This is a genomic window from Mesorhizobium sp. P170090, from assembly GCF_057786115.1.
Genome location: NZ_JBYNWH010000001.1, coordinates 4,928,451 through 4,945,025, shown reverse-complemented (window position 1 = coordinate 4,945,025; position 16,575 = coordinate 4,928,451). Strand labels below are relative to the sequence as shown.

Below are 16,575 nucleotides of genomic sequence, written 5' to 3'. Positions count from 1 at the left end.
ATGGCCGAAACCTCCGTCCGCAATTTTAACATCAACTTTGGACCTCAACACCCTGCAGCGCATGGTGTTTTGAGGTTGGTGCTTGAGTTGGACGGCGAGGTGGTCGACCGCGTCGATCCGCATATCGGCCTGCTCCATCGCGGCACCGAAAAGCTGATCGAGCACAAGACCTATCTTCAGGCAGTGCCCTATCTCGACCGGCTCGACTATTGCGCTCCGATGAACCAGGAGCATGCCTTCGCGCTCGCCACCGAGCGGTTGCTCGGCATCGAAGTGCCGAAGCGCGGCCAGTTGATCCGCGTGCTCTATTCCGAGCTCAGCCGCATCATGTCGCACATCCTCAATGTGACGACGCAGGCGCTGGATATCGGCGCGCTGACGCCGCCGCTGTGGGGTTTCGTCGAACGCGAAAAGCTGATGGTGTTTTATGAGCGCGCTTCCGGTTCGCGCATGCATGCGGCCTATTTCCGTCCCGGCGGCGTGCACCAGGATCTGCCGGCGAAGCTGGTCGAGGACATCGGCAAGTGGATCGACCCGTTCCTGAAGTCGCTTGACGACCTCGACAGGCTGCTTACCGGCAACCGCATCTTCAAGCAACGCAATGTCGATATCGGTATCGTGTCGCTTGCCGACGCCTGGGCCTGGGGCTTTTCCGGCGTCATGGTGCGCGGCTCGGGTGCTGCCTGGGATTTGCGCAAGTCGCAGCCCTATGAATGCTATTCCGAGATGGATTTCGACATCCCGATCGGCAAGAACGGCGACTGCTACGACCGTTATCTCGTGCGCATGGAAGAAATGCGCCAGTCGGCCAAGATCATGCGTCAGTGCGTCGACCTTCTGCTCGGCAAGGAGAGCACCGGGCCGGTGTCGAACCTCGACGGCAAGGTGGTGCCGCCCAAGCGCCAGGCGATGAAGCGCTCGATGGAAGCGCTGATCCATCATTTCAAGCTCTATACTGAGGGTTACCGCGTGCCGGCCGGCGAGGTCTATGCCGCGGTCGAGGCGCCGAAGGGCGAGTTCGGGGTCTATCTCGTCTCCGACGGCACCAACAAACCCTACCGCTGCAAGCTGCGCGCGCCCGGCTTCGCGCATCTGCAAGCCATGGATTTCCTCTGCCGCGGCCATATGCTGGCCGACGTCACCGCCGTGTTGGGTTCCCTCGATATCGTCTTCGGGGAGGTTGATCGGTGATGGCGGCAGCCAATCCTACAGTGCGCTCTCAGGTCGGTGTTCGAGGGAATGCGGACGCTGCCCTACCGCGGTGGCGCGAATTGGCAAAAGCCATGCTGCCGGTCGACTTCGCCGAGGCTTCTTACAACTCGACTCAGCACTGTTCGATCTATGACTTCTTTTTTACCCTGCTACCCAAGACGCGCCTTGCCCACCGCGAGAATGACGTCGACAAGCTGGGTAGAATGCATGGGTTCGCCCAATGGGCTGCCGTTCACCCGAACAAACAGATTTGGAATGCGGCTGGTGTCGCTTTTTACGAGCACTTGTTCGACGATGACATCGACGCTGATGCGGTCATGGCATGGATCTCGCCTCAAGTAAGGCAAACCGTTCTGGGACTGTGGCAATACACGTTGCCCGCAGAGCGATTTGCGAGTGTTGCTCGATCTGCCGAACGCATTCCGTTTTCTCATCAGAAAGAATGTGAAACCGCAATAGCTCTCGTAGCAGAGCAGGGGGCCGATCGCTAAATGTCAGTCCGCCGTCTCGCAGATGCAAGCGTCCAGCCAGCCACCTTCGCCTTCAACCGGGCGAATGCGGCGGTCGCGAAGCAATGGATCAAGAAATATCCGAAGGGTCGCGAGCAGTCGGCGATCATTCCCTTGCTGATGATTGCGCAGGAGCAGGAAGGCTGGGTCACCAAGGCGGCGATCGAGACGATTTCGGATATGCTCGGCATGCCGCGCATTCGCGGGCTTGAGGTCGCGACCTTCTACACGCAGTACCAACTCAATCCGGTCGGCACGCGCGCGCATATACAGGTCTGCGGCACCACGCCCTGCATGCTGCGCGGCTCGGAAGCGCTGATGGATGTGTGCCGCTCGAAAATCCATCACGACCAGTTCCACACCAACGACAAGGGCACACTGTCGTGGGAGGAAGTCGAATGCCTCGGCGCCTGCGTCAACGCGCCGATGGTGATGGTCTTCAAGGACACGTTCGAGGATCTGACGCCTGAGCGGCTGGCCGAAATCATCGATCTTTATGATGCAGGCAAGGGGGCCTCGGTTCCCACGGGACCGCAAAACGGCAGAACCGGCTCGGAGCCGGCGCCTGGCCTGACGACGCTGAAGAGCGAAAAGGCGATCCTCAAAGCGACGCGCGACAAGGAAGCCAGGGCGGCGAGCAAGGCTGCCCACGCGGCGCCCGACGCAATCATTGCAGCGCCTGTTCCGGCGCCTGCCGCTCCTGCAGCGGCCGCCCCGGTCGCGCCATCCAACGCCGGCAAACCGAAAACCGATGCGCCGGAAACCAGCTCGGCGTTGAAGTCGCCCTCCAGGGCCAAGGTTGCACCGGCGGCGGAAAAAGCGGCGAGCGTCCCGGCGCCCCTGCATTCGGCCGCCAACGCCAACACCGCGGCGCCTGAAGTCGAGAAGGTCGCCAAGCAGCGTAATGGCCCGAAGACCACCGCCACGCCGGCAACTGCCTTCACCGCGCCGGAATTCAAGGCGCCAGAGGTCAAGGCCGCGGTGGCCCCGGCCGTCAAGGCGCCGGCAGCCAGGCCCGCAAAGCCGTCGCTCGAGGACAAGAACCGTCCGGCCGGAATCGACAGGCCGGCCGCGGTCGACGATCTCAAGCTGATCTCGGGCATCGGCCCGAAGATCGAGGGCATCCTTCATTCGCTTGGCATCTTCACCTTCACACAGGTCGCATCCTGGAATAAGGCCGAGCGCGACTGGGTGGATGGATATCTCGCTTTCCAGGGCCGCATCGAGCGCGACGACTGGGGCAAGCAGGCCAAGGCGCTCGCCAAGGGCGGCGTCGCCGAATACATCCGCGTCTTCGGCAAGGAGCCACGTTGATGGCTGAAGCGCAAAGCACCGGATCTTTGCTGACGCTGCGCAGCATTGTCATCGGCGTTGTCTGCATCGCTGCTGCCAACATCCTTCTGGAGGGGCTTCGGCGCCTCGTCGAATTGCCGTTTTCGGATACCCTGGAATCGATGGCCGCGACCGGCATGGGCGTGCTGGTGTGGTTCTCGATCGTCTTGCGGGGAAAGAGGTAAGTCATGCTGGCCGACAAAGACCGCATCTTCAACAACATCTACGGCCTCTTCGACAAGTCGCTGGCCGGCGCGATGGCGCGCGGCGCCTGGGACAACACGCCCGGCATCATCGCCAAGGGGCGAGAGTGGATCGTCAACGAGATGAAGGCGTCCGGCCTGCGCGGCCGTGGCGGCGCCGGCTTCCCGACCGGGCTGAAATGGTCGTTCATGCCCAAGCAGAGCGACGGAAGGCCGAGCTATCTCGTTGTCAACGCCGACGAATCCGAGCCGGGCACGTGCAAGGACCGCGATATCCTGCGCAACGATCCGCACACGCTGGTCGAGGGCTCGTTTATCGCCGGCTTCGCCATGGGTGCGGTCGCCGCCTACATCTATGTGCGCGGCGAGTTCATCCGCGAGCGGGAGGCGCTGCAGCGCGCAATCGACGAGGCCTACGAGGCCAGGCTGATCGGCAAGAACAACACGTCCGGCTACGATTTCGACATCTACATGCATCACGGCGCCGGCGCCTATATATGCGGCGAGGAAACAGCACTTCTGGAAAGCCTCGAAGGCAAGAAGGGCCAGCCCCGGCTGAAGCCGCCATTCCCAGCCAATGTCGGTTTGTACGGTTGTCCGACAACCGTGAACAATGTCGAGTCCATAGCGGTCGCGCCGACCATTTTGCGCCGCGGTGCGGCCTGGTTCTCGTCCTTCGGCCGGCCCAACAATGTCGGCACCAAGCTGTTTTGCATCTCGGGCCACGTCAACAATCCGTGCACCGTCGAAGAGGCGATGTCGATCCCGTTCCGCGAGCTGATCGAGACCCATTGCGGCGGCATTCGCGGCGGCTGGGACAATCTGCTCGCGGTCATTCCGGGCGGCGCTTCGGTGCCGCTGGTGCCGGCCGAGCAGATCATCGATGCGCCGATGGATTTCGATGCTTTGCGCGACCTGAAATCCGGCCTCGGCACGGCGGCTGTCATCGTCATGGACAAGTCGACCGATATCGTGAAGGCGATCGCCAGGCTTTCCTATTTTTACAAGCATGAGAGCTGCGGCCAGTGCACACCGTGCCGCGAAGGCACCGGCTGGATGTGGCGGGTGATGGAGCGGCTGGTGCGCGGCGAGGCGCAGAAGCGCGAGATCGACATGCTGCTCGACGTCACCAAACAGGTGGAGGGCCATACGATCTGTGCGCTGGGCGATGCGGCGGCATGGCCGATCCAGGGCCTGATGCGGCATTTCCGCGGCGAGGTGGAGCGGCGCATCGACGAGTTTTCCCGCAACGCGCACCGGGCCGAGCCGGTGATGGTGGCGGCGGAGTAGATTTAAAATACGGGCGCAAGCCCGGGACCGAAATATAGGGGCGGGGAAGACGAAGAAACGACCAGGAGATGTCTATGGCGCCGTATTCGAACCCTTTGATGCCCAATTTGGACCAGCTTGAGAAGATGAACCAGGATTTGACCAGGATGATGCCGAAGGAGATGGCCAGCGCCGTCAACCTTCTCGCGCATCCTGTCGCGGGTGCCGCCGCGATGTCGGCGCTGGGCTTTGGCCTTGCCAACCATGCCTTTGGCGTGTGGCTAGGCGCCTTGTCGGGTGCTGCCGAGGCATCGCAGCGGATTTTCCAGCCGATCATCGACGATTTCGAACAGCGCAGCCAAGGGTTCGCCGAGACCGCCCCCGCCACCAAGGCGCGCGCGGCGACCAGAACCCTGATCGCCGAGGCGCAGAGTTTTGCCCAGGATCTGACCGATATTGCCGCTCTCACCGTCGATGCCGAGTCGGAGAAGACCGAGGCCGTCGCCGAAGGCGCGACGATCGGATTGATGCCGGAGGATTTCAGACAGCCCAAAGCCGTGGCTCGTCCGGCCAAGCCGTCGGATCTCAAGGCGATCACCGGCGTTGGGCCGAAGCTGGAAAAGGTGCTGAACGGCCTCGGCATCTGGACCTTTGCCCAGATCGCGGCATGGACGCCGGAAGAGATCGCCTGGGTCGAGGACTACCTGTCGCTCACGGGCCGCATCGGCCGCGACGAGTGGACCCGCCAGGCCGCGGCGCTGACGCTGGCTGCCAAGGCGAAGAAGTAGGGGTGGCAGGCATGGAGATCCACGACAGGAGCGATGTTCTCGATGTGCGCAATGCCATCGTCAGCAACTCCAGATTTGACGATGTGAACTTGTCGAACACGCAGTTTCACAACGTCGACCTGTCGGCGGCCCTGGTGGACGACGCGAACCTCTCGGACGCGTTTTTCAGCAATGTGAATATAAGCAATTTGAAGATAGAAAACGCTGAAGTCGCCGGCATGATGATCAATGGCATCAGGCTGAGCGATCTGTTTCAGGCATATGAGACGGCGCAGACCGCCGGGGGCAATTGATGGCAAAGCTCAAGGTCGACGGGAAAGAGATCACTGTACCCGACCACTACACGCTGCTGCAGGCGGCCGAGGACGCCGGCGCGGAAGTGCCGCGCTTCTGCTTCCATGAGCGGCTGTCGATCGCCGGCAATTGCCGCATGTGCCTGATCGAGGTGAAGGGCGGGCCGCCGAAGCCGCAGGCCTCCTGCGCCATGAATGTGCGCGACCTCCGTCCGGGTCCGAATGGCGAGGCGCCTGAAATCTTCACCAACACGCCGATGGTCAAGAAGGCCCGCGAAGGCGTGATGGAATTCCTGCTGATCAACCATCCGCTGGATTGCCCGATCTGCGACCAGGGCGGCGAATGCGACCTGCAGGACCAGGCGATGGCCTTCGGCGTCGATTCCTCGCGCTATCACGAGAACAAGCGCGCGGTCGAAGACAAATATATCGGCCCACTGGTCAAGACGGTGATGAACCGCTGCATCCACTGCACGCGCTGCGTTCGCTTCACCACGGAAGTTGCGGGCATTTCCGAGCTTGGCCTGATCGGCCGCGGCGAGGATGCCGAGATCACCACCTATCTCGAAAGCGCCATGACCTCGGAGCTGCAGGGCAATGTCATCGACCTCTGCCCGGTCGGCGCGCTGACCTCCAAGCCTTTCGCCTTTCAGGCACGGCCGTGGGAGCTGACCAAGACAGAATCCATCGACGTCATGGACGCCGTCGGCTCGGCAATCCGCGTCGACAGCCGCGGCCGCGAGGTGATGCGCATCCTGCCGCGCGTCAATGAAGCGGTGAACGAGGAGTGGATTTCCGACAAGACCCGCTTCATCTGGGACGGATTGCGCACGCAGCGCCTCGACCGCCCCTATGTCCGCAAGGACGGAAAGTTGGCGCCGGCCAGCTGGGCCGAAGCGTTCGTTGCGATCAGGGATGCGGTGTCGAATGCGGCGCCCGAGAAAATCGGCGCGATTGCGGGCGATCTTGCCGCCGTCGAGGAAATCTACGCACTGAAGCAGCTTATGGCTGCGTTGGGCTCAAGGAACACCGATTGCCGCCAGGACGGCGCCGCACTCGATCCGGCGCTCGGCCGCGCCAGCTACATCTTCAACCCGACCATCGAGGGCATCGAGCAGGCCGACGCGGTGCTGATCATCGGCGCCAATCCGCGCTTCGAGGCCTCGGTGCTCAATGCCCGCATCCGCAAGCGCTGGCGGATCGGCAATCTGCCGGTCGGCGTCATCGGCGAGGTCGGCGACACACGCTACGATTATGAACAGCTCGGCGCCGGTCCGGAATCTCTGAAAGATCTGGCCGATGGCAATGGCAAGTTCTTCCAGGTGCTGAAGAAGGCGACGCATCCGCTGATCATCGTCGGCCAGGGCGCGCTGTCGCGTGCCGACGGCGCGGCGGTGCTCGGCCAGGCGGCGAAACTCGCCACGGCCGTCAACGCTGCCCGCGCCGACTGGAACGGCTTTGCCGTGCTGCACACTGCAGCCGCGCGCGTCGGCGGTCTCGATGTCGGCTTCGTGCCTGGCAAGGGCGGCAAGAACGTTGCCGGCATGCTGGGTGAGAGCGAGGTTCTGTTCCTGCTCGGCGCCGACGAGGTCGACATGTCCAAGACCGGCGGCGCCTTCGTCATCTATGTCGGCACGCATGGCGACGCCGGTGCGCACCGCGCCAATGTCATCCTGCCCGGAGCCGCCTACACCGAAAAGTCCGGCACCTATGTCAATACCGAGGGACGCGTGCAGCAGACCAACCGCGCGGGCTTCGCGCCGGGCGACGCGCGCGAAGACTGGGCGATCCTGAGGGCATTGTCCGATGTGCTGGGCAAGAAACTACCCTTCGATTCGCTGCAGCAGTTGCGCGCCAAACTCTATGGCGAATACCCGCATCTCGCCCGCATCGATCATGTTGTCTCAGGCAACCCCGACGACATCGCCAGGGTGGCGAAGCTCGGCGGGCGGCTGAACAAGGGCACTTTCACCTCGCCGGTCACGGATTTCTATCTGACGAACCCGATCGCGCGGGCCTCCGCCGTCATGGCGGAATGCTCGGCGCTGGCGAAAAACGGCTTCAGGCAGGCGGCAGAGTAGACATGGACACTTTCTTCTCCTTCTATGTGGTGCCGACGCTGATCATCCTTTTAAAGTCGGTCGTGCTGATCGTCGTTTTGCTGATCGGGGTTGCCTACCTGCTTTACGCCGACCGCAAGATCTGGGCGGCGGTGCAATTGCGCCGCGGCCCGAACGTCGTCGGCCCGTGGGGCACGCTGCAGGCTTTCGCCGATCTGCTGAAATTCGTCTTCAAGGAACCGGTCATTCCGTCCGGCGCCAACAAGGGCGTGTTCCTGCTGGCGCCGCTGGTGTCGGCCGTGCTGGCAATCTCGGCCTGGGCGGTCATTCCCGTCAATGCGGGCTGGGGGATCGCCAACGTCAATGTCGGCATCCTCTACGTCTTCGCCATCTCCTCGCTCGAGGTCTACGGCGTGATCATGGGCGGCTGGGCGTCCAACTCGAAATACCCGTTCCTCGGCGCGCTGCGCTCGGCGGCGCAGATGGTGTCCTACGAAGTCTCGATCGGCTTCGTCATCGTCACCGTGCTGCTCTGCGTCGGCTCGCTCAACCTGTCGGACATCGTGCTGTCGCAGCAGGATGGGCTGGGCACCAAGCTTGGCCTGCCCAACAGCTTCCTCGACTGGCACTGGCTGGCGCTGTTCCCGATGTTCGTCATTTTCTTCATCTCGGCGCTGGCCGAGACCAACCGCCCGCCCTTCGACCTGGTGGAAGCCGAGTCGGAACTCGTCGCCGGCCACATGGTCGAATACTCCTCGACGCCGTTCCTGTTGTTCTTCCTCGGCGAATATGTCGCCGTGGTGATGATGTGCGCGCTGGCCACCATCCTGTTCCTCGGCGGCTGGCTGCCGCCCTTCGACTTCGCCCCCTTCACCTGGGTGCCCGGCGTGATCTGGTTCGTGCTCAAGATCTGCCTGATGTTCTTCATGTTCTCCATGGTGAAGGCCTTCGTGCCGCGCTACCGATACGACCAGCTGATGCGGCTCGGCTGGAAAGTATTTTTGCCGATCTCGCTGTTCATGGTCGTTGCCACCGCGGCCTTCCTCAAGATCACGGGGATGGCGTGATGGGCGATTTCACCCTTGGTTTTTTGGGAGCAGTTGCCGGCGTAGTCGTGGCGTTGTTCGGCAATCTGGTCGTGCTTCCTTACGTCTTGCGGCAACAGGAACAAAGGTTGGCAGCAAACTACCGAGCCCCGGTGTTTAGCTGGGACAAGCAGAAATTGGCTGCTCTGACGACACTTGCTTACCGTTTCCTGATGCCTGTTTTGTTTGGGTTTGTCGGCGCCATCGCTGCAATACAGATTTTTGGGGGTGCCGAATGAGTGCGCTTGCTCAAGCCGCAAAATCGCTGCTGCTGCAGGATTTCGTCAGCGCCTTCTTCCTGTCGATGCGCCAGTTCTTCGCGCCGAAGGAGACGATCAACTATCCGCACGAAAAGGGGCCGATCAGCCCGCGCTTCCGGGGCGAGCATGCTTTGCGCCGTTACCCCAATGGCGAAGAGCGCTGCATCGCCTGCAAATTGTGCGAAGCGATCTGTCCGGCGCAGGCGATCACCATCGAGGCCGGCCCGCGCCGCAATGACGGCACGCGCCGCACCGTGCGCTACGACATCGACATGGTGAAGTGCATCTATTGCGGCTTCTGCCAGGAAGCCTGCCCGGTCGACGCCATCGTCGAGGGGCCGAATTTCGAGTTCGCGACGGAGACGCGCGAAGAGCTTTACTACGACAAGGACAGGCTGCTGGCGAATGGCGACCGCTGGGAGCGCGAACTGGCGCGCAACATCTCGCTGGACTCGCCCTACCGCTGACATTTGACGCATGGACGGGGCGAGGGGCCTCGTCTAAGGACAACGCAACTTGCCGGCCGGAGGCGGTCGCAGAAATCAAACAGGACGGATGTCCTGTTTGGACAGGAACCCCGGGGGATCCCCAATGCTGAGTGGACTAGAGGCGGCCTTTTTCTACCTCTTCGCCTTTGTCGCGGTGGCGTCGGCCTTCATGGTCATTTCGTCGCGCAACCCCGTGCATTCCGTGCTGTTCCTGATCCTGACCTTCTTCAACGCCGCCGGCCTGTTCATGCTGACCGGCGCCGAGTTCCTGGCGATGATCCTGCTCGTCGTCTATGTCGGCGCGGTCATGGTGCTGTTCCTGTTCGTCGTCATGATGCTCGATGTCGACTTCGCCGAGATGAAGGAAGGCGCCCTGCAATATGCGCCGATCGGCGCGCTGGTCGGGCTGATCCTGGCGACCGAGCTGATCGTGGTGCTCGGCGGCTACACCTTCGCGCCGCAACTGGCCTCGACGGTCTCCAAACCCATCCCGGATCTTGCCGCGCGGACAAACACCGCAGCACTCGGCGACATCCTCTATACCGACTACCTCTACTACTTCCAGATTTCGGGCCTCATCCTGCTGGTCGCCATGATCGGCGCCATCGTCCTGACGCTGCGCCACAAGGAAGGGATCAAGCGGCAGTCGATCGCAGCCCAGGTCGGCCGCACGCCGGCGACAGGCATGGAAATCCGCAAGGTCAACTCGGGCGAGGGGCTCTGACGATGTTCGGTCGTTTGAAGAAAAAATATTGGGGAGAGCAGGTTGCCTCTTGGCGGGTTGATTCGACTGAAAAGGCCTGGGTATTCGTCTGGAATCGCGACGGGAATCTTACGCTGAACATCAAGAGCGAAGATTTCACGTACGTTCAGGGGGCAGGCCGGAATGATGCAACAGTTATCTTCGAGCCTTCTGCCATAGACAGCCTTTTGGACGCCATCGTATCCGCGCGTTCAATGATTCAACAAATGCCGGGAAAGGTTTGATCTGGCCATGGTCGTCGGCATCGCACATTACCTGACCGTATCGGCGATCCTGTTCACGCTCGGCGTGTTCGGCATCTTCCTGAACCGCAGGAACATCATCGTCATCCTGATGTCGATCGAGCTGATCCTTTTGGCGGTCAACATCAATTTCGTTGCCTTCTCGGCGGCATTGGGCGATCTCGTCGGCCAGGTGTTTGCCCTGTTCGTGCTGACGGTCGCGGCCGCCGAAGCGGCCATCGGTCTTGCCATTCTCGTCGTCTTCTTCCGCAACCGCGGCTCGATCGCGGTCGAAGACGTGAACCAGATGAAGGGTTGACGGGGCTAACATGTATCAAGCGATCGTCTTCCTTCCGCTGCTCGGCTTCCTGATCGTCGGTCTGTTCGGCAATTCGCTGGGCGCCAAGGCATCGGAATACATCACCTCGGGCTTCCTGGTGATCTCGGCCGTGCTGTCCTGGGTCGCCTTCTTCTCCGTCGGCTTCGGCGAAGGCGAGGTGTTCACCGTGCCGGTACTGCGCTGGATCCAATCCGGCGGCTTGGACGCGTCCTGGGCGCTCAGGATCGATACGTTGACGGTGGTCATGCTGGTGGTGGTCAACACGGTGTCGGCGCTGGTCCACATCTATTCGATCGGCTACATGCACCACGATCCGAACCGGCCGCGCTTCTTCGCCTATCTGTCGCTGTTCACCTTCGCCATGCTGATGCTGGTGACGGCGGACAATCTGGTGCAGATGTTCTTCGGCTGGGAAGGGGTGGGTCTCGCGTCCTATTTGCTGATCGGCTTCTGGTACAAGAAGCCGTCGGCCAATGCCGCTGCCATCAAGGCCTTCGTCGTCAACCGCGTCGGCGATTTCGGCTTCGCGCTCGGCATTTTCGGCGTCTTCGTTTTGTTCGGCTCGGTCAATCTCGGCACCATCTTCGCCAATGCCGCGACGTTCATTCCGGCTGAAGGCGCGCCGCAAGGGGCCGCCGTGCTGACCTTCCTCGGCTATGCGCTGGACAAGCAGGCGGCCATGACCATCGTCTGCCTGCTGCTGTTCATGGGCGCCATGGGCAAGTCGGCGCAGGTGCCGCTGCACACCTGGCTGCCGGACGCGATGGAAGGCCCGACGCCGGTTTCCGCGCTGATCCATGCCGCCACCATGGTGACGGCCGGCGTGTTCATGCTGGCGCGGCTGTCGCCGCTCTTCGAACTGTCGCATTCGGCGCTCACGGTGGTGACCTTCATCGGCGCCTTCACCGCCTTCTTCGCGGCGACCGTCGGCCTGGTTCAGAACGACATCAAGCGCGTCATCGCCTATTCGACCTGCTCGCAGCTCGGCTACATGTTCGTCGCGCTCGGCGTCGGCGCCTATGGCGCGGCGATCTTCCATTTGTTCACGCATGCCTTCTTCAAGGCGCTGCTGTTCCTGGGCTCCGGCTCGGTCATCCATGCCGTCTCCGACGAGCAGGACATGCGCAAGATGGGTGGCCTGCGGAAGCTCATTCCGAAGACCTACTGGATGATGGTGATCGGCACGCTGGCGCTGACCGGCGTCGGCATTCCGGTGACCGTCATCGGCACCGCCGGCTTCTTCTCCAAGGATGCCATCATCGAGGCTGCCTTTGCCGGCCACAATTCGGTCGCCGGCCTCGCTTTTGTCCTGCTGGTCATCGCCGCCTGCTTCACCTCCTTCTACTCCTGGCGGCTGATCTTCATGACCTTCCACGGCGAGCCGCGGGCGAGCCACGACGTCATGCACCATGTCCATGAATCGCCGCCGGTGATGCTGGTGCCGCTGTTCATCCTGGCCGCGGGCGCGCTGTTTGCCGGCGTTATCTTCCATGGCGCCTTCATCGGCGAAGGCTATACCGAATTCTGGAAGGCCTCGCTGTTCACGCTGCCGGACAACCACATCCTGCACGATATCCACGAATTGCCGCTGTGGGTCGAGCTGGCACCGTTCGTCGCCATGATCATCGGCTTTGCCGTCGCCTGGAAGTTCTACATCCGCTCGCCGGAACTGCCCCGGAGCGTCGCCGCCAACCATCGGCTGCTCTATGCCTTCCTGCTCAACAAATGGTACTTCGACGAGCTCTACGACGTCCTGTTCGTGCGGCCGGCAAAGGCGCTGGGCAGGTTCTTGTGGAAGACCGGCGACGGCACCATCATCGACGGGCTCGGCCCTGACGGCATTTCGGCGCGCGTCGTCGATGTCACCGACCGCGTCGTCAAGCTACAGACCGGCTATCTCTATCACTATGCCTTCGCCATGCTGATCGGCGTGGCCGCACTCGTCACCTGGATGATGCTCTGATGACCGCCTGGCCAATCCTCTCGCTGGTCACCTTCCTGCCGCTTGTAGGTGTGCTGCTGATCCTGTTCATCAGGGATGACAGCCCGAATGCGCGTCGCAACATCCGCGCCATCGCGTTCACGACGACGGCAGCCACCTTCATCATCTCGCTGTTCATCTGGACCGGCTTCGACAATTCGCAGGCCGGCTTCCAGTTCGTCGAGAAATTTGCCTGGCTGGATTCCGGCATCTCCTACCATATGGGGGTCGACGGCATTTCGATGCTGTTCGTCATCCTGACGACGTTCCTGATGCCGCTCTGCATCCTGGCGTCGTGGGAAGCGATCGACAAGCGCGTCAAGGCCTACATGATTGCCTTCCTGCTCTTGGAAACGCTGATGATCGGCGTGTTCTGCGCGCTCGACATCGTGCTGTTCTACGTCTTCTTCGAGGCCGGCCTGATCCCGATGTTCATCATCATCGGCGTCTGGGGCGGCAAGCGCCGCGTCTATGCCTCGTTCAAGTTCTTCCTCTACACGCTGGCCGGCTCGGTGCTGATGCTGCTCGCCATCATGGCGATGTTCTTCCAGGCGGGCACCACCGACATCCCGACGCTGTTGACGCACAACTTCCCGGCCCACATGCAGACATGGCTATTTCTAGCCTTCTTCGCCTCCTTCGCGGTGAAGATGCCGATGTGGCCGGTGCACACCTGGCTGCCCGATGCGCACGTCGAAGCGCCGACGGCGGGCTCGGTGATCCTGGCGGGCATACTGTTGAAAATGGGCGGGTACGGCTTCCTGCGCTTCTCCCTGCCGATGTTCCCGCTGGCGTCGGAAATGTTCGCACCGCTGGTGTTCACGCTGTCGGTCGTCGCCATCATCTACACCTCGCTGGTGGCGCTGATGCAGGAGGACATGAAGAAGCTGATCGCCTATTCCTCCGTCGCCCATATGGGCTTCGTCACCATGGGCATCTTCGCCATGAACCAGGAAGGCGTGCAGGGCGCGATCTTCCAGATGCTGAGCCACGGCCTCGTCTCGGGCGCACTGTTCCTGTGCGTCGGCGTCATTTACGACCGCATGCACACGCGAGAGATCGACGCCTATGGCGGCTTGGTCAACAACATGCCGAAATACGCAACCGTGTTCCTGATCTTCACCATGGCCAATGTCGGCTTGCCCGGCACGTCAGGCTTCGTCGGCGAGTTCCTGACCATGCTCGGCGTGTTCCGGGTCAACACCTGGGTGGCTTTCTTCGCCGCCACCGGCGTCATCCTGTCGGCGGCCTACGCGCTCTGGCTCTACCGCCGGGTCATCTTCGGCGCGCTGACCAAGGAAAGCCTGAAGGGCCTGCTCGATCTGTCGACGCGCGAGAAGGCAATCATCTACCCGCTGGTCGTGCTGGTCATCTTCTTCGGCGTTTATCCCGCTCCCGTCTTCGATGCCACGGCCCAGTCGGTCAAGGCGCTCGTCACCAATGTCACCGCATCCATCGGCGCCGCGCAGACCGCGGCGGCGAACTGACCAGAGGTTTTGCGAACCATGACGCCGGACCTTTATTCCAGCCTTTCGCTCTCGACGCCGGAGCTGATCCTCGCCATCGGCGCGCTGGCGCTGTTGATGGTCGGCGCCTATTCGCGCGCCAACACTGCCATTCTGGTGACTGTCCTTGCCGTCGCCGTGCTGGTGATCGCAGGCCTATGGCTGATCTTTCCCACGGGGCAGGGCGCAGCCTATGGCAACGCCTTCATCCAGGATCCGTTCTCCCGCTTCATGAAGGTGCTGTCGCTGATCGGTTCGGCGGTGACGCTGGTGATGTCGATGCGCTTCGCCAGGCAGGAGCATTTCGACAAGTTCGAATACCCGGTGCTGATCCTGTTGTGCACGCTCGGCATGATGCTGATGATCTCGGCCAACGGCATGATCGGGCTCTATCTCGGCCTCGAACTGCAGTCGCTGGCGATTTACGTGCTGGCGGCGATCAATCGCGACAATCTGCGTTCGACCGAGGCCGGTTTGAAGTATTTTGTGCTCGGCGCGCTGTCGTCGGGCATGCTGCTTTACGGAATCAGCCTCATTTACGGCTACACCGGCAATGTCGGCTTCCAGGAAATCGCCTCGGCGCTTGGCAGCGGTGAGCGCCAGCTCGGCCTCGTCGTCGGCCTGGTTTTCGTTTTGGCCGGTCTTGCCTTCAAGATTTCCGCGGTGCCGTTCCACATGTGGACGCCCGATGTCTACGAGGGCGCGCCGACGCCGGTCACCGCCTTCCTGGCGGCTGCCCCCAAAATGGCGGCAATGGCGCTGATCGTGCGCGTCACCATGGGCGCCTTCAAGCCGATCGCTTCCGACTGGCAGCAGATCATCGTCTTCATCTCGATCGCCTCGATGGCGCTCGGCTCCTTCGCCGCGATCGGCCAAACCAACATCAAGCGGCTGATGGCGTACTCCTCGATCGGCCATATGGGCTACGCGCTGGTCGGCCTAGCCGCCAACAGCCAGGCCGGCGTGCGCGGCGTCGCCATCTACATGCTGATCTATCTCGTCATGACGCTCGGCACCTTCGCCTTCATCCTCGCCATGCGGCGCAAGGAAGGCAATGTCGAGCAGATCAGCGATCTCGCCGGTCTGTCGTCGACCAACCCGATCATGGCGACGATCCTGACCATCCTGATGTTCTCGCTGGCCGGCATCCCGCCGCTCGCCGGTTTCTGGGGGAAATGGTACGTGTTCCTCGCCGCCATCAACGCCAACCTCTATGCGCTGGCGATCATCGGCGTGCTGGCCTCCGTCGTGGGCGCTTTCTACTATCTGCGTATCATCAAGATCATGTGGTTCGACGAACCGGCCGGTGGCTTCGTGCCGATGGCGGTTGAGCTGCGCCTCGTGCTTGGTGTCTCCGGCGCTTTCGTGCTGTTCTATGTGTTGATCGGCGGTCCGATCGCGACCTACGCCGAAGCCGCCGCCAAGACATTTTTCTGACCGGATGGCATTTCGGCTGGCTCCAACCTCTGAGACGGAAGGGTTCCGGCTCGAGGCCCATGACAGCGTGGGTTCCACCAACACGCTTGCGCTGGACCATGCAAGGGCAGGCGACCCCGGCAAATTGTGGGTCGTTTCCAAGAAGCAGGAAAGCGGCCGTGGCCGCCGCGGCAGGGCCTGGGTATCTCCCGAGGGCAATCTGGCGGCGACATTGCTGGTCATCACCGGCGGTGAGTTGCGTCTGGCGGCGACGCTGGGCTTCGTCGCCGGCCTGTCGCTGGCCGATGCGCTTGACGCCGTGGTGCCGAAGGGCAGGATCGCCATCGGCCTCGACGGCGCCAGCCGAGGGCAGAACCGCTTCGAGCTGAAATGGCCGAACGATGTGCTTGCCTCCGGCGCCAAACTGGCCGGCATCCTGCTGGAATCGGCCATTCTCGATGGCGGCCGTTTCGCGGTGGCGGTGGGCATCGGCGTCAATGTGGTGGCGCATCCGCCGGATTTGCCGTATCCGGCGACATCGCTTCAGGCGCTGGGCGCGACATGCGACGCCGAAACGCTGTTCTTGGCGCTGTCCGATGCCTGGACCGACAATGCCCGGCTGTGGGATGACGGACGCGGGCTCGACGCCATCCGGCGTCGCTGGCTGGCGCGCGCGGCGGGGCTTGGCGGCGAGGTTGCTGTCAGGATTGACGGGAATGTGGTGCGCGGTACCTTCGAGACCATTGACGCGGACTGCCGTTTCGTGATCCGCGATGATGAGGGGTCGGTCGTGACGGTAGCCGCCGGCGACGTGCATTTCGGCGCCGTCGCGTCGGCAAAGATTTAGAGC

The 16,575-nt window shown here is 62.3% G+C and carries 18 protein-coding genes; all 18 read left to right on the top strand.

Features of this window, described 5'->3' with window-relative positions; all coding sequences use genetic code 11:
- The gene (locus tag AC3EML_RS23990) at nt 1–1,191 is read left to right on the top strand and encodes an NADH-quinone oxidoreductase subunit D (protein WP_023685196.1); all 1,191 of its coding nucleotides are present in this window, start codon (nt 1–3) and stop codon (nt 1,189–1,191) included.
- Entirely contained in the window at nt 1,191–1,703 is a 513-nt protein-coding gene (locus AC3EML_RS23985) for a DUF7674 family protein (RefSeq protein ID WP_352522005.1), read from the top strand. The genes AC3EML_RS23990 and AC3EML_RS23985 overlap by 1 nt, the downstream gene beginning before the upstream one ends.
- Nucleotides 1,704–3,035: an NADH-quinone oxidoreductase subunit E gene (locus tag AC3EML_RS23980; protein ID WP_352522004.1), complete on the top strand. Its 1,332-nt coding sequence runs from the start codon at nt 1,704–1,706 to the stop codon at nt 3,033–3,035.
- Entirely contained in the window at nt 3,032–3,238 is a 207-nt protein-coding gene (locus AC3EML_RS23975; protein ID WP_156933925.1) for a hypothetical protein, read from the top strand. Before AC3EML_RS23980 ends, AC3EML_RS23975 begins: the two co-directional genes overlap by 4 nt.
- A gap of 3 nt (nt 3,239–3,241) precedes the next feature.
- Entirely contained in the window at nt 3,242–4,546 is a 1,305-nt protein-coding gene (gene nuoF, locus AC3EML_RS23970; protein WP_023670819.1) for an NADH-quinone oxidoreductase subunit NuoF, read from the top strand.
- Between the two features lie 74 nt (nt 4,547–4,620).
- Complete coding sequence (locus AC3EML_RS23965; protein ID WP_352522003.1) at nt 4,621–5,313, top strand: NADH-quinone oxidoreductase subunit E; 693 nt, start codon at nt 4,621–4,623, stop codon at nt 5,311–5,313.
- 11 nt (nt 5,314–5,324) lie between these two features.
- Nucleotides 5,325–5,606, top strand: a complete 282-nt coding sequence (locus AC3EML_RS23960) for a pentapeptide repeat-containing protein (protein ID WP_352522002.1) — start codon at nt 5,325–5,327, stop codon at nt 5,604–5,606.
- Nucleotides 5,606–7,687 carry an NADH-quinone oxidoreductase subunit NuoG gene (gene nuoG / locus AC3EML_RS23955; protein ID WP_352522001.1) on the top strand — a complete coding sequence of 694 codons (2,082 nt, stop codon included), beginning with the start codon at nt 5,606–5,608 and terminating at the stop codon, nt 7,685–7,687. Before AC3EML_RS23960 ends, nuoG begins: the two co-directional genes overlap by 1 nt.
- A gap of 2 nt (nt 7,688–7,689) precedes the next feature.
- Complete coding sequence (gene nuoH, locus AC3EML_RS23950; RefSeq protein ID WP_352522000.1) at nt 7,690–8,733, top strand: NADH-quinone oxidoreductase subunit NuoH; 1,044 nt, start codon at nt 7,690–7,692, stop codon at nt 8,731–8,733.
- The gene (locus AC3EML_RS23945; RefSeq protein WP_023670814.1) at nt 8,733–8,990 is read left to right on the top strand and encodes a hypothetical protein; all 258 of its coding nucleotides are present in this window, start codon (nt 8,733–8,735) and stop codon (nt 8,988–8,990) included. The genes nuoH and AC3EML_RS23945 overlap by 1 nt, the downstream gene beginning before the upstream one ends.
- Nucleotides 8,987–9,478 (top strand): NADH-quinone oxidoreductase subunit NuoI, encoded by a 492-nt coding sequence (gene nuoI / locus AC3EML_RS23940; protein WP_023670813.1) that lies wholly within the window; start codon nt 8,987–8,989, stop codon nt 9,476–9,478. Before AC3EML_RS23945 ends, nuoI begins: the two co-directional genes overlap by 4 nt.
- A gap of 124 nt (nt 9,479–9,602) precedes the next feature.
- Nucleotides 9,603–10,223, top strand: a complete 621-nt coding sequence (locus AC3EML_RS23935; RefSeq protein WP_352521999.1) for an NADH-quinone oxidoreductase subunit J — start codon at nt 9,603–9,605, stop codon at nt 10,221–10,223.
- A 2-nt stretch (nt 10,224–10,225) separates the two neighbouring features.
- Nucleotides 10,226–10,486, top strand: a complete 261-nt coding sequence (locus AC3EML_RS23930) for a hypothetical protein (protein ID WP_023670811.1) — start codon at nt 10,226–10,228, stop codon at nt 10,484–10,486.
- A 7-nt stretch (nt 10,487–10,493) separates the two neighbouring features.
- Nucleotides 10,494–10,802: an NADH-quinone oxidoreductase subunit NuoK gene (gene nuoK / locus AC3EML_RS23925; RefSeq protein ID WP_023670810.1), complete on the top strand. Its 309-nt coding sequence runs from the start codon at nt 10,494–10,496 to the stop codon at nt 10,800–10,802.
- A 10-nt stretch (nt 10,803–10,812) separates the two neighbouring features.
- A complete protein-coding gene (gene nuoL / locus AC3EML_RS23920) occupies nt 10,813–12,786 on the top strand; it encodes an NADH-quinone oxidoreductase subunit L (protein WP_023746862.1) in 1,974 nt (657 codons plus the stop codon).
- Nucleotides 12,786–14,291 (top strand): NADH-quinone oxidoreductase subunit M, encoded by a 1,506-nt coding sequence (locus AC3EML_RS23915; RefSeq protein ID WP_023670808.1) that lies wholly within the window; start codon nt 12,786–12,788, stop codon nt 14,289–14,291. Before nuoL ends, AC3EML_RS23915 begins: the two co-directional genes overlap by 1 nt.
- An 18-nt stretch (nt 14,292–14,309) precedes the next feature.
- The gene (gene nuoN, locus AC3EML_RS23910; protein WP_023706136.1) at nt 14,310–15,746 is read left to right on the top strand and encodes an NADH-quinone oxidoreductase subunit NuoN; all 1,437 of its coding nucleotides are present in this window, start codon (nt 14,310–14,312) and stop codon (nt 15,744–15,746) included.
- A 4-nt stretch (nt 15,747–15,750) separates the two neighbouring features.
- Nucleotides 15,751–16,572, top strand: coding sequence for a biotin--[acetyl-CoA-carboxylase] ligase (locus AC3EML_RS23905; RefSeq protein WP_352521998.1), 822 nt, complete (start codon nt 15,751–15,753; stop codon nt 16,570–16,572).
- The last annotated feature ends 3 nt before the right edge of the window (nt 16,573–16,575 follow it).

What these genes read in the sequence shown, in the direction of transcription:
- AC3EML_RS23990 (WP_023685196.1), top strand. Translation starts at nt 1, where the DNA reads ATGGCCGAAACCTCCGTCCGCAATTTTAACATCAACTTTGGACCTCAA.
- AC3EML_RS23985 (WP_352522005.1), top strand. Translation starts at nt 1,191, where the DNA reads ATGGCGGCAGCCAATCCTACAGTGCGCTCTCAGGTCGGTGTTCGAGGG.
- AC3EML_RS23980 (WP_352522004.1), top strand. Translation starts at nt 1,704, where the DNA reads ATGTCAGTCCGCCGTCTCGCAGATGCAAGCGTCCAGCCAGCCACCTTC.
- nuoF (WP_023670819.1), top strand. Translation starts at nt 3,242, where the DNA reads ATGCTGGCCGACAAAGACCGCATCTTCAACAACATCTACGGCCTCTTC.
- AC3EML_RS23965 (WP_352522003.1), top strand. Translation starts at nt 4,621, where the DNA reads ATGGCGCCGTATTCGAACCCTTTGATGCCCAATTTGGACCAGCTTGAG.
- AC3EML_RS23960 (WP_352522002.1), top strand. Translation starts at nt 5,325, where the DNA reads ATGGAGATCCACGACAGGAGCGATGTTCTCGATGTGCGCAATGCCATC.
- nuoG (WP_352522001.1), top strand. Translation starts at nt 5,606, where the DNA reads ATGGCAAAGCTCAAGGTCGACGGGAAAGAGATCACTGTACCCGACCAC.
- nuoH (WP_352522000.1), top strand. Translation starts at nt 7,690, where the DNA reads ATGGACACTTTCTTCTCCTTCTATGTGGTGCCGACGCTGATCATCCTT.
- AC3EML_RS23945 (WP_023670814.1), top strand. Translation starts at nt 8,733, where the DNA reads ATGGGCGATTTCACCCTTGGTTTTTTGGGAGCAGTTGCCGGCGTAGTC.
- nuoI (WP_023670813.1), top strand. Translation starts at nt 8,987, where the DNA reads ATGAGTGCGCTTGCTCAAGCCGCAAAATCGCTGCTGCTGCAGGATTTC.
- AC3EML_RS23935 (WP_352521999.1), top strand. Translation starts at nt 9,603, where the DNA reads ATGCTGAGTGGACTAGAGGCGGCCTTTTTCTACCTCTTCGCCTTTGTC.
- AC3EML_RS23930 (WP_023670811.1), top strand. Translation starts at nt 10,226, where the DNA reads ATGTTCGGTCGTTTGAAGAAAAAATATTGGGGAGAGCAGGTTGCCTCT.
- nuoK (WP_023670810.1), top strand. Translation starts at nt 10,494, where the DNA reads ATGGTCGTCGGCATCGCACATTACCTGACCGTATCGGCGATCCTGTTC.
- nuoL (WP_023746862.1), top strand. Translation starts at nt 10,813, where the DNA reads ATGTATCAAGCGATCGTCTTCCTTCCGCTGCTCGGCTTCCTGATCGTC.
- AC3EML_RS23915 (WP_023670808.1), top strand. Translation starts at nt 12,786, where the DNA reads ATGACCGCCTGGCCAATCCTCTCGCTGGTCACCTTCCTGCCGCTTGTA.
- nuoN (WP_023706136.1), top strand. Translation starts at nt 14,310, where the DNA reads ATGACGCCGGACCTTTATTCCAGCCTTTCGCTCTCGACGCCGGAGCTG.
- AC3EML_RS23905 (WP_352521998.1), top strand. Translation starts at nt 15,751, where the DNA reads ATGGCATTTCGGCTGGCTCCAACCTCTGAGACGGAAGGGTTCCGGCTC.